Source organism: Amycolatopsis thermalba (assembly GCF_003385215.1).
GTDB classification, from domain to species: Bacteria; Actinomycetota; Actinomycetes; order Mycobacteriales; family Pseudonocardiaceae; genus Amycolatopsis_E; species Amycolatopsis_E thermalba.
Genome location: NZ_PQHW01000082.1, coordinates 19,806 through 31,341, shown reverse-complemented (window position 1 = coordinate 31,341; position 11,536 = coordinate 19,806). Strand labels below are relative to the sequence as shown.

9 protein-coding genes are annotated in these 11,536 nt (G+C 73.9%); 8 read left to right on the top strand and 1 reads right to left on the bottom strand.

Features of this window, described 5'->3' with window-relative positions:
* Both D0D15_RS26500 and D0D15_RS26495 read left to right on the top strand, forming a co-directional pair.
* A partial coding sequence (locus tag D0D15_RS26500) for a DUF3159 domain-containing protein (RefSeq protein WP_482746741.1) occupies window positions 1-401 on the top strand: 401 nt, incomplete at its 5' end.
* A gap of 330 nt (window positions 402-731) precedes the next feature.
* Window positions 732-2,693: a bifunctional phosphatase PAP2/O-acyltransferase family protein gene (locus tag D0D15_RS26495; protein WP_233157466.1), complete on the top strand. Its 1,962-nt coding sequence runs from the start codon at window positions 732-734 to the stop codon at window positions 2,691-2,693.
* A gap of 4 nt (window positions 2,694-2,697) precedes the next feature.
* Here the strand turns inward: D0D15_RS26495 and D0D15_RS26490 are convergent, their stop codons facing one another.
* Complete coding sequence (locus D0D15_RS26490) at window positions 2,698-3,915, bottom strand: PucR family transcriptional regulator (RefSeq protein WP_233157465.1); 1,218 nt, start codon at window positions 3,913-3,915, stop codon at window positions 2,698-2,700.
* A 135-nt stretch (window positions 3,916-4,050) separates the two neighbouring features.
* On the opposite strand from D0D15_RS26490, the gene hpnC reads away from it, so the two are divergent.
* From hpnC to ispH, 6 genes are read left to right on the top strand one after another with little or no spacing between them, the layout of a single operon-like run.
* Window positions 4,051-4,947: a squalene synthase HpnC gene (gene hpnC, locus D0D15_RS26485; protein ID WP_094008060.1), complete on the top strand. Its 897-nt coding sequence runs from the start codon at window positions 4,051-4,053 to the stop codon at window positions 4,945-4,947.
* The gene (gene hpnD, locus D0D15_RS26480; protein ID WP_094008059.1) at window positions 4,944-5,804 is read left to right on the top strand and encodes a presqualene diphosphate synthase HpnD; all 861 of its coding nucleotides are present in this window, start codon (window positions 4,944-4,946) and stop codon (window positions 5,802-5,804) included. Before hpnC ends, hpnD begins: the two co-directional genes overlap by 4 nt.
* Entirely contained in the window at window positions 5,801-7,156 is a 1,356-nt protein-coding gene (gene hpnE / locus D0D15_RS26475; RefSeq protein WP_094008058.1) for a hydroxysqualene dehydroxylase HpnE, read from the top strand. The genes hpnD and hpnE overlap by 4 nt, the downstream gene beginning before the upstream one ends.
* Window positions 7,153-8,163 carry a polyprenyl synthetase family protein gene (locus tag D0D15_RS26470; protein ID WP_115944820.1) on the top strand — a complete coding sequence of 337 codons (1,011 nt, stop codon included), beginning with the start codon at window positions 7,153-7,155 and terminating at the stop codon, window positions 8,161-8,163. Before hpnE ends, D0D15_RS26470 begins: the two co-directional genes overlap by 4 nt.
* Window positions 8,164-10,062: a squalene--hopene cyclase gene (shc, locus tag D0D15_RS26465; protein ID WP_094008056.1), complete on the top strand. Its 1,899-nt coding sequence runs from the start codon at window positions 8,164-8,166 to the stop codon at window positions 10,060-10,062.
* The gene (ispH, locus tag D0D15_RS26460; RefSeq protein ID WP_115944819.1) at window positions 10,059-11,534 is read left to right on the top strand and encodes a 4-hydroxy-3-methylbut-2-enyl diphosphate reductase; all 1,476 of its coding nucleotides are present in this window, start codon (window positions 10,059-10,061) and stop codon (window positions 11,532-11,534) included. Before shc ends, ispH begins: the two co-directional genes overlap by 4 nt.
* The last annotated feature ends 2 nt before the right edge of the window (window positions 11,535-11,536 follow it).

Sequence of the window (11,536 nt, the reverse complement as noted above, 5' to 3'; positions counted from 1 at the left end):
CGTCCAGCGCGGTCGTGTACGTGCTGCAACCGGCCGTGGGCTCGGTGCTGATGTTCCTGATCTTCGTCGGCAGCGCGATGATCGGGCGCCCCATCACGGCGCGCCTGGCCAAGGACTTCGTGCGGCTGCCCGCGGAGCTGTTCAAGCACCGCACGGTGAACCGCGTGTTCATCGAGGTGGCCCTCCTGTGGGGCGGCTCGCGGCTCATCGACGCCGCGATGACCATCGGATTCCTGCACTGGGGCGTCGAGGCGGGCCTGATGTCGCGCGGCATCCTCAGCGGCCTGCTGACCGCGCTGACCGTCGCGGCCTGCGTGGGCCACGGCTGGCGCAAACTCCGCCGCGACGGCGTGACGCTCCGCCTGGCCGGCCGCCACACCCCGGCACCAGCGGCCGCCTGACCTCCCGCGAGCCCCGTGGCCGCGAGTCCCACGCTCCCGCGGGCGAGTCCCACGCTCCCGCGGGTGAGTCCTGCGCTCGCGCGGGTGAGTCCTGCGCTCGCGCGGGTGGCGGCCGCCGCCTGAGCTCCGGTTTCGCCCGCCGTCGTGGCGGCGCGATCGCCACTGCCGGCAACTCCCCGCGCACGGGCGGCTCCGCCTCGTCGACGCCGTGCCCGCGCCGGGCGTCTCCCACTGCATTACGGGGTCGAACGGTGATTCGAGCAAGCGCACCGGCCACGAAGCGTGGTATATGACGGTGTGCTCACCGTCGGTTCCACCTCACGGTCCCCGGTGGTCCAGGACGCCCGCGCGGCGGCCGTCCGGCGCCCGGGCTGGTGGGGTGAACTGCTGCTCGGGCTCGCCCTGTTCGGGGTGTACCTGCTGGTCGAGGCGTTCCCGCTGCCCGGCCGCGAGCCCCGCGCGCACGCCAACGGCGAGGCGCTGCTGGCGTTCGAGCGCTGGATGCACCTGGACTTCGAGCTGCCGGTCAACCTGTGGCTCGCCGAGCAGGGCTGGATCCGCGTCTTCGCCAACTACGAGTACGCGATCACCTACATCGCGAGCGCGATCATCCTGCTGATCTGGGTGCACGCCCGCCACCCGGTGCACTACCGCTCGGTGCGCAACAGCTTCGTCTGGCTGAACCTGTTCGCGCTCGCCTGCTTCTGGCTCTACCCGGTCGCGCCGCCGCGGATGCTCGAAGGCGCCGGGTTCGTCGACACCGTCCGGCTCGGGCACACCTTCCTGTCCTGGGGCTCGCCGATGCTCCAGGGCGCCAACCAGCTGGCCGCGATGCCCTCGCTGCACGTCGGGTGGGCGCTGTGGGTCTCCGTCGTCCTCGCCCGCATCCGCGGCGGCTGGCTCGTGCAGATCGTCAGCGCGATCCACGTCGCCATCACGTTCGCGGTCATCATCGCCACCGGCAACCACTACTGGATCGACGCGGCCGCCGCCGTGGTGTTCATCGCCGCGGCCACCTGGATCGCCCAGGTCGCCCGGCCGGTCGACCGGGTGTCCGCCTCCGACACGTTCTTCCTGCACGTCGAGACCCCGGCCTACCCGCAGCACGTCGGCGGGCTGATCATGCTCGACACCACCGCCTGCCCCGCCGGGCCGACGCGCGAGTGGGTGCAACAGGCCATCCGCGACAAGCTGCCCGCGATGCCCCGCTACGCGCAGCGCCTGTCGGACTACTCGCCCTGGCGGCGGCAGCACTGGGTGCCGCACCCGGACATCGACTGGGACTGGCACGTCCCCGACTTCGACCTGACCCGCCCGGACGGCACGCCCGGCGGGATGGGGGCGCTGCACGAGCTGGTCGCGCGGTTCCAGAGCGAGCCGCTGCCCCGGGACCGGCCGCTGTGGCGGTTCGCCGTCGTGCGCGGCGTCGAGGAGAACACCGCGGCGGTGATCTCGCTGGTGCACCACGCGGTCGCCGACGGCATCGGCACGATCAGCCTGATGCTCGAACTGTTCGACTCGCCCAGCCTGCTCGACGGGATCAACGAGACGAAGCAGCCCAACGCCCTGCAGAAGGCCGCCGCCGGGGCGGTGGGGCTGGCACAGCTGGCCACCGACGGGCGGCCCAAGACCCGGCTGCCGTCGGGCGACCCGCCGGACCGCCGCTACGCGACCCTGCAGATCCCGCTCGACGACGTCCGCGAGCTCGCGCGCAAGCACGGCGTGCGGGTGACCGACCTGCTCCTGGGCGGGGTGGCCGGGGCGCTGCGGCGGATCGCGGTCGCGCCGCTGCCGGAGTCGATGCTGACCTCGGTCACGCTGATGGCCGCCGAACCGCGGCCCGGCGCGGAGGGCAACGTCACCGCCGCGGTGATGGTGGACATCCCGCTCGGCGAGATGCCCGAAGCCGAACGCCTGCGGCGCATTGCCAAGGCCACCAGGCGGTTGCGCACCGGCACCCGGGTCGTCGCGTCCCGGTTCGTGCAGCACACGCTGGCCGGCCTGATGCCGCCGTTCTGCCACTCCTGGTTCGCCCGGACTGTCTACAATGAACGGTTCTTCCACGGCACGGTGTCCAACATGCCCGGTGCGGCGTGGCAGGTGAACTTCGGGGACTTCCCGCTGCGCACCGCGTTCGCCATCATCCCGCTCGCGCCGGGCACGCCGTTCACCATCGGCGTGCTCGGGTGGTACGGCTCGTTCTCGATGAGCGCCACCGTGGACACGGCGCTGGTGGACAGCGTGGACGGTTTCCTCGCCGAGTTCCGCGCGGTGCTGGCGGAACTGGACTGAAGAGTCAGAGGTCGCCGGATTCCGTGCCGCCCCAGGCGAGGGCGAGCGTGAGGCGGCGGCGGTTGTCCGGGTCGTCCAGGCTCTCGCCGAACAGCTCACGCAGCTGGGTCATGCGGTAGCGCACGGTCTGCGGGTGGATGTGCAGCTCCTCCGCCATCGCCCGGCGGTCGCCCAGGTGCCGCAGCCAGCACGCGAGCGTCTCGCACAACCGCTTGCGCGTCACCGGGCCGAGGGGCGCCAGGGGAGCCAGGCACTGGTGCCGCAGCGCGTCGAACAGCTTCGCGTCGCGGCGCACGATGATCGAGTCCAGGTGCTCGTCGACGAACACCGGATCGTCCTCCAGCACGTGCGTGCGGCGCAGCTGCGCGGCCAGCTCGGCGACGTGCATGCTGGCCGGCAGGTGCTCCAGCGGCACGGCGTGCCCGACCACCGCGCCCGCGCCGCGCAACGCCGACGCCAGCCGCTGGCGCCGCTGCGGACCGTCCGGATCGGGCACGATGGCGCAGACCAGCCGTTGCCGCCGGACGTGCAGCGACGAGTTCCCCAGCCGCCCCAGCAGCGCGCTGCCGACCGGGTTGTCCGGCTCCACCAGGACCACCGCAGCCTGCCGGGGAAGGGGCCAGTCCACCCGGGCCGCGGCGGCGCGAATCGCGGCGGAATCGGAACGGTCGGACAGCAACATGTCGGCGAGCTCGTCGCGCAGCCGTTCCCGCATCGCCGCCGATTCGGACTGCTCCAGCACGTATCCGCGCGCCGACGCCGAGGACAGCTGGTCCACGAAGATGAACACCGCCTCGGCCAGCGAGGCGAACATGTCGGAGGGGACACCGACCTCGAGCGCGACCTCGGCGACGTGGTGCCAGGCCACCCGCGCGCCGATCTGGTAGGCCGACAGCAGGCTCGTCAGGTCGCGGCCCTGCTGCCACTGGGCGCGCCCGATCTCCTCGAACAGCGGCTGCTCGCCGAACCGGTCGCCGGCCTGGTCGGCGATGCCGGACAGTTCCGCGATGTCCCATTTGGCCATCCGCAGCAGCCGCTGCAGGAACATGTTGGCGGAGACCAGGACCTCGTCCCGCTCGGTGACGATGAACTCGGCGTAGTCCGGCCAGTGCTCGTTCAGCAGCCGCGCCACGTCGTCCAGCATCCGGGGCAACCGCTTCGAGGTCGCCGCCGCCAGCTCCGCCAGCGTGCCGTCGCTGGTCTCCGCTCGTCTGCCGGTCATGTCGTGGACCCCCACTCGCCGCCCGCGTGCCGTCCATCGTCCGGGTCAATACTGTCAGCTCGTGACAACCGGGGCTTCTTCATTTTTGTTTCCGGTGCGAAGAATTCGCGGCGGCCGCGGAGTGATTATGAGGCGATGGCTCCCGCACCCCCAGGTCCCGGCACGGTCGGCGACCGCGCGCTGCGCGAAAAGGAACACGCCGAGAACTTTCCCGTGGCGCTGCGGATACTTCCCCGTGACCTGCGCGCGGACCTGGTGGCGGTGTACGACGTCGCGCGTGTCATCGACGATCTGGGGGACGAGTCGGCAGCCGCGGATCGCACGCCCGGGTTATTGCGATTCCAGCGCGATCTGGAACGCGCCTTCCGGGGGGATCAACCACACGAACGGGTATTACGTGATCTTCTTCCCGCGATTCGGCGCCGGGATCTGGAACTCGACCCGTTCAATCGCCTGGTGCGGGCGAATCTCCAGGACCAGCGTGTCGCCACGTACGCCACCCAGGCCGAGCTGGAGGACTACTGCGTGCTCTCGGCCGATCCGGTCGGCCGGATCGTGCTGCGCGTCTTCGGGGTGCGCGACCCCGCCGCCGAGCGGCTGTCGGACCGGGTGTGCACCGCGCTCCAGCTGATCGAGCACTGCCAGGACGTCGCCGAGGACCGCCGCAACGGGCGGGTCTACCTGCCGCAGGCGGACCTGGCCGCGTTCGGGGCCACGGAGGCCGACCTGGACGCGCCCACGACGAGCCGCCCGGTGCGCCTGGCCGTGGCCGCGCAGACCGCCCGCGCGCTGGACCTGCTCACCGAGGGCGCGGCCCTGCTGGACCGCCTGCACGGCTGGGCGCGGCTCGCCGTCGCGGGCTACATCGCCGGGGGGCTGGCCACCCTCGACGCGCTGCGCCGGGCACGCTGGGACGTCCTGGCCGGCACCCCGCGCCCCCGCAAGACCGACGTCCTGGCGCACCTGATCGCTCTGCTGGTGCGCCCGGCCGCCCATGTCCGCCGGATCCGGGAAGGTGGTCGGTTGTCATGACGACACCCACGATCGAACAGGCCTACGCCACCTGCGAGGACATCACCAGGACGGAGGCCCGCAACTTCTACTGGGGCATCCGGCTGCTGACCCGGCAGCGCCGCTCGGCGCTGTGCGCGGTGTACGCGCTCGCCCGGCGCGTCGATGACATCGGCGACGGCGACCTGCCGGTCGAGGAGAAGGCCGCGCGGCTGGAGACGGTGCGCAAGGAGCTGGCCGCGCTGGACCGCAGCACCGATCCGGTCATGGTCGCGGTCGCCGACGCCGCCCGCCGCTACCCGGTGCCGCTGGAGGCGTTCGAGGAGCTGCTCGACGGCGTCTGGATGGACATCGAGGGCCGCCGCTACGGCACGTTCGACGAGCTGACCGAGTACTGCCGGTGCGTGGCCGGGTCGATCGGACGGCTGTGCCTGGGCGTGTTCGGGCACCGGCCGCACCCGCGGGCCGCCCACTACGCCGACGCGCTGGGCATCGCCCTGCAGCAGACCAACATCCTGCGCGACATCCGCGAGGACCTCCTCAACGGCCGGATCTACCTGCCGGAGGAGGACCTGGACGCGTTCGGGGTCGACCTGCGGATCGACCAGGGCGCGCTGGCCGACCCGGACGGCGGCCTGGCGAACCTGATCCGGCACAGCGCCGCCCGCGCCCGCGAGTGGTACGCCGACGGTCTGCGTCTGGGCCCGCTGCTGGACCGCCGCAGCGGCCCGTGCTGCCTGGCGATGGCCGGCATCTACCGGCAGCTGCTGGAACGGATCGCCGAGCAGCCGTCGGCGGTGTACGACAAGCGGCTGTCGCTGTCCGGGCGGGAGAAGCTGGGCGTGGCGGTCCGCGCCCTGGGCGGGCGGGCGGCATGAGCCAGCGGGTCGCGGTCGTCGGTGGTGGTCTCGCCGGGATCACCGCGGCCCTGCGCTGCGCCGACGCCGGGCACGAGGTGACGCTGCTGGAGTCGCGCGGCCTGCTGGGCGGCCTGACGCACTCGTTCACCCGCGACGGCCTGCACGTCGACAACGGGCAGCACGTGTTCCTCCGCTGCTGCACCGCCTACCTGGGTTTCCTGCGGCGGCTCGGCGTGACCGACCGCGTGCACCTCCAGCCGCGCCTGGAGATCCCGGTGCACTCGCCGCGGCTGCGCCGTCCGGTGTGGCTGCGCCGCAACCCGCTGCCCGCGCCGCTGCACCTCGCGGACTCGGTGCTGCGCTACATCCCGCTCGGCCTCGGCGACCGGATGCGCTTCGCCGGTGCCGCCCTCGCGCTGAAGTCGGTCGACCCGGCCGCGCCCAGCTCCGACCGGCGCACCTTCGGCGAGTGGCTCCAGGCGCACGGGCAGAGCCGCGACGCGATCACGAAACTGTGGGACCTGGTGGGCATCGCGACGCTGAACGCCCCCGCGGAGCAGGCGTCGCTGGGCCTGGCCGCGACCGTGTTCCAGGTGGGCCTGCTGACCGACGCCGGCGCCGCCGACATCGGCTGGGCCACCGTGCCGCTGCGCAAGCTGCACGGCGAGCCCGCGCTGGCCCGGCTGACCGAGGCCGGCGCGACCGTCCGCCTCAACACGAAGGTGACCGGGCTGTCCCGCGCGGACGGCGCCTGGCGCGTCGAGGCCGGCGAGCCGGTGGAGGCCGACCAGGTCGTGCTGGCCGTGCCGCCGCCGGTCGCCGCGAAACTGCTGCCCGAAGGCGCGGTCCCGCTGCCGCCGGACTTCGCGGACGCACTGGGCAGCTCGCCGATCGTCAACGCCCACGTCGTGTTCGACCGCCCGGTCACCGGCCAGGCGTTCTTCGCCGTCGTCGACTCGCCGCTGCAGTGGGTGTTCGACCGCACCGCCTCCGCCGGCCTGGCCCGCGGCCAGTACCTGGCGATCTCGCTGTCCGCGGCCACCGAGGAGATCGAGCTGCCGGTGCGGGTGCTGCGCGACCGCCTGCTGCCCGCGCTGCGCGCGGTGCTGCCCGCCGCGCGGGAGGCCGAGGTCCTCGACTTCTTCGTGACCCGCGAGCGGCACGCCACGTTCGCTCCCGCGCCGGGCAGCGCGGGACTGCGCCCGCCCACCCGCACCCGCGCCCCGGGGCTGGTCCTGGCCGGCGCGTGGACCGCCACCGGCTGGCCGGCGACCATGGAGGGCGCCGTGCGCAGCGGTGAGGCGGCCGCCCAAGCCGTACTCGGCACCTCCGCGGAGGTGCCGGGCCGATCGGAAGGGATACCCGCATGACCGCTGTACTCGATTCCCTGCAGCAGGGCAGGCAGGCCGTCCTGCCCGCGATGCGGGCCGCCGTCGACCGGCTCGACCCGGCCAGCCGCGCCATCGCCTACTACCACCTCGGCTGGACCGATCTGGACGGCAACCCGACCTCCGGCGGCGGCAAGGCCGTGCGCCCGGCGCTGGCGCTGCTGTCCGCGGAGGCCGCGGGCCCGCCGCCGGCCACCGGGCTGCCCGGCGCGGTCGCGGTGGAGCTGGTGCACAACTTCTCGCTGCTGCACGACGACCTGATGGACGGCGACACCGAGCGGCGGCACCGGCCGACCGTGTGGGCGGTGCGGGGCGCGGCCAGCGCGATCCTCACCGGCGACGCGATGCTCGCCCTGGCCAACGAGGTCCTGCTGGACTCCGACGGCCCGGGCGCGGTCGCGGCGGCCCGGCTGCTGGCCGAGGCGGTCGGCGAGCTCATTCGCGGCCAGGTCCTCGACGTCGCGTTCGAGCAGCGCGACGACGTCACCCTCGACGAGTGCCTGGACATGGCCGGCGGCAAGACCGGCGCGCTGCTGTCCGCCAGCGCGGCGATCGGCGCGGTGCTCGCCTGCGCGCCGCAGCGCACCGTCAGCGCGCTCGCCGGGTTCGGCGCCGACCTGGGCCTGGCGTTCCAGCTGGTGGACGACGTGCTCGGGATCTGGGGCGAGCCGTCGGTGACCGGCAAACCGGTGCACTCCGACCTGCGGGCCCGCAAGAAGAGCCTGCCGGTCACCTACGCGATCACCCACGGCGGCGCGCCCGGCCGGGAGCTGGCCGCGTGGCTGACCGGCGGTGACGTCGCCGACGACGGGTCCGTGCGCCGCGCGGCCGATCTGGTCGACCTGGCCGGTGGGCGCGCGTGGGCGCTGGAGGAAGCCCACCGCCGGATGGCGGCGGGACGGCGCAAGCTCGAGGACGCCGAGGTCCCGGGACGGGTGCGCGAGGAGCTGCTGGCCCTCGCGCGGTTCATCGTGACCAGGGAGGCCTGAATGACGCAGACCGCTGATCCGGCAACCAGATCCGCCGCCGGCGCCGCCGAGGCGCTGGACCGCGCCGTGGCCCACCTCAAGGGCCTGCAGCGCGACGGCGGCTGGTGGAAGGGCGAGCTGCAGACCAACGTCACCATGGACGCCGAGGACCTGCTGATGCGGGAGTTCCTCGGCATCCGCACCGCACGCGAGACCGAGGAGGCCGCCCGCTGGATCCGCTCGCAGCAGCGCGCGGACGGCACCTGGGCCACCTTCCACGGCGGCCCCGGCGACCTGTCCACGACGCTGGAGGCGTGGGTCGCGCTGCGGCTGGCCGGGGACTCCCCGGACGAGCCGCACATGCGCCGGGCCGCCGAGTTCGTCCGCGCCGGTGGCGGGGTCGAGGCCAGCCGCGTGTTCACCCGGATCTGGCTGGCGCTGTTCGGGCTCTGGTCCTGGGACGACCTGCCGAACATGCCGCCGGAGCTGGTGCTGCTGCCCTCGTGGGTGCCGCTCAACGTCTACGACTGGGCCTGCTGGGCGCGCCAGACCGTGGTGCCGCTGACCGTGGTCAGCACGCTGCGCCCGGTCCGCCCGCTGCCGTTCGGCATCGACGAGCTGCGCACCGGGGTCAAGCGCGGCGGGCTGGTCGCGCCGTGGACCTGGTCGGGCGCATTCCACTACCTGGACAAGGCGCTGCACGCCTACGCGAAGGTCGCGGTCAAGCCGGTGCGCGAGTTCGCGATGCGGCAGGCCGCGGAGTGGATCCTGGCCCGCCAGGAGGCCGACGGCGGGTGGGGCGGCATCCAGCCCCCGTGGGTGTACTCGCTGCTCGCGCTGCACCTGCTCGGCTACTCGCTGGACCACCCGGCGATGCGCGCCGGACTGGCCGGCCTGGAGGGGTTCCTGATCCGCGAGGAGACGCCCGAGGGCACGGTGCGGCGGCTGGAGGCGTGCCAGTCCCCGGTGTGGGACACCGCGCTGGCGATCACCGCGCTGCTCGACGCGGGCGCGCCGGGCGACGACCCGCACGTGCTCAAGGCCGTCGACTGGATGCTCGGCGAGGAGATCACGGTGCGCGGCGACTGGGCGGTGCGGCGGCCGGACCTCGACCCGGGCGGGTGGGCGTTCGAGTTCGCCAACGACCTCTACCCGGACACCGACGACACCGCCGAGGTCGTGCTCGGCCTGCGCCGCGTCGCGCACCCGGACCGGGAGCGGCTCGGCAAAGCCCTGGACCGGGCCGTGAAGTGGGTGACCGGCATGCAGTCGCGCGACGGCGGCTGGGGCGCGTTCGACGCCGACAACACCCAGGAGCTGACCACCAAGCTGCCGTTCTGCGACTTCGGCGCGGTGATCGACCCGCCGTCCGCGGACGTCACCGCGCACGTGGTCGAGATGCTCGCCAAGGAGGGCCGGGAGGGCAGCCGTGAATGCCGGCGCGGTGTGAAGTGGCTGCTGGACCACCAGGAGCCCGACGGGTCGTGGTTCGGCCGCTGGGGCGCCAACTACGTGTACGGCACCGGGGCCGTCGTGCCCGCGCTCGTCGAGGCCGGGGTGCCGGCGTCGGCCACCGCCATCCGGCGGGCGGTGCGGTGGCTGGCCGAGCACCAGAACGCCGACGGCGGCTGGGGTGAGGACCTGCGCTCCTACCGCGACCCGTCGTGGGCCGGGCGCGGCGAGTCGACCGCCTCGCAGACCGCGTGGGCGTTGCTGGCGCTGCTCGCGGCGGGGGAGCGGGACTCCGAGGTGACCGCGCGCGGCGTGCGGTGGCTGGCGGAAACCCAGCGCGAAGACGGCACCTGGGACGAGCCGCAGTTCACCGGCACCGGCTTCCCCGGCGACTTCTACATCAACTACCACCTGTACCGGCTGGTGTTCCCGGTGACCGCGCTCGGCCGGTACCTGGGCCGGTCATGACCGGGGTCGTGGTCGCGCCCCTGCGCGTCGAGGCCTCGGCACTGCGGACGCCGGGCCTGGTGGTGCTGCGCGGCGGGATGGGCCCGCGCCGCGCGCCGGAGTCGGCGCAGCGGCTGGCCGCGGCCGGTCGGCCGGTCCTGGTCGCCGGGGTCGGCGGGGCGCTCGTGCCCGACGTGCGGCCGGGCGACCTGGTGGTGGCGACCGAGATCGACGGCCCGGACGGGCGGGTTCCGCTGCCGTCGGCGCCGATGCTCGCCGGTGCGCTGCGCCGGCTCGGCCTGACCGTCCACCTCGGACCCATCGCGTCGTCTCCGTCCGTCGTGGACGGTGCGGAACGGGCTCGCTTCGCGCGCAACGGGGCACTCGCCGTCGACATGGAGTCGTCGGAGTTCGCCGCGCTGCCCGGCCCGGTCGCCGTGGTCCGGGCCATCGTGGACACCCCGGAGCAGCCGCTGTGGCGGCCGGGCACGGTGCTGCGCGGCCTCAGCGGCCTGCGGTCGCTGCGGGCGGCGGTCCCGGCGCTGCGCGAGTGGTGCGAGGCCGCGGGGGAGGGCGAGCTGCTGCTCGCCAGCCCGCGGTCGTTCTGCGCCGGGGTGGAACGCGCCATCGAGATCGTCGAGCGGGCGCTGGAGCGGTACGGCGCGCCGGTCTACGTGCGCCGCCAGGTGGTGCACAACGCGCACGTGGTGCGACGGCTGGAGGCGCTGGGCGCGGTGTTCGTGCAGGAGGTCGAACAGGTGCCGCGCGGCGCCACGACCGTCCTGGCCGCGCACGGTGTCGCCCCCGCCGTCCGTGTGGCGGCGCAGGCGCGGGACCTGCGCGTGATCGACGCGACCTGCCCGCTCGTGATGAAGGTGCACACCGAGGTCAAGCGCTACACCGGGCGCGGCGACACGGTGTTCCTGATCGGGCACGCCGACCACGAAGAGGTCGAGGGCACGGTCGGGGAGGCGCCGGAGCGGATCGTGGTGGTCGACGACGCCGAGGCGGCCGCGCACGTCCGGGCGCCCGACGGCAGCCGGGTGGCCTACGCGATGCAGACCACGCTGGCCGTCGACGAGGCGGAGGAGATCGCCGCGGTGCTGCGCTCGCGGTTCCCCGCGATCGAGGGGCCGCGGCGCGACGACATCTGTTACGCCACCACGAACCGCCAGCGCGCGGTGACGGCGGTGGCGGGGGAGGCGGACCTCGTCCTCGTGGTCGGCTCGGCGAACTCGTCCAACTCGCTGCGCCTGGTCGAGGTGGCGCGGCGGCGGGGGACACGCGCCCGGCTCGTCGACGACGTGTCCGAAGTGGACCTGCGCTGGCTGGCCGGCGCGACGCGGATCGGGATCACCGCGGGCGCCTCGGCCCCACCGGACCTGGTGGCCGAGCTGGTGCGGTGCCTGGGCGGGCTCGGGCGCACGCGCGTGACCGAGACCGTGCAGGCGGATGAGGACGTGGTTTTCACACTACCCCGGGAGGTGAGCTAGAC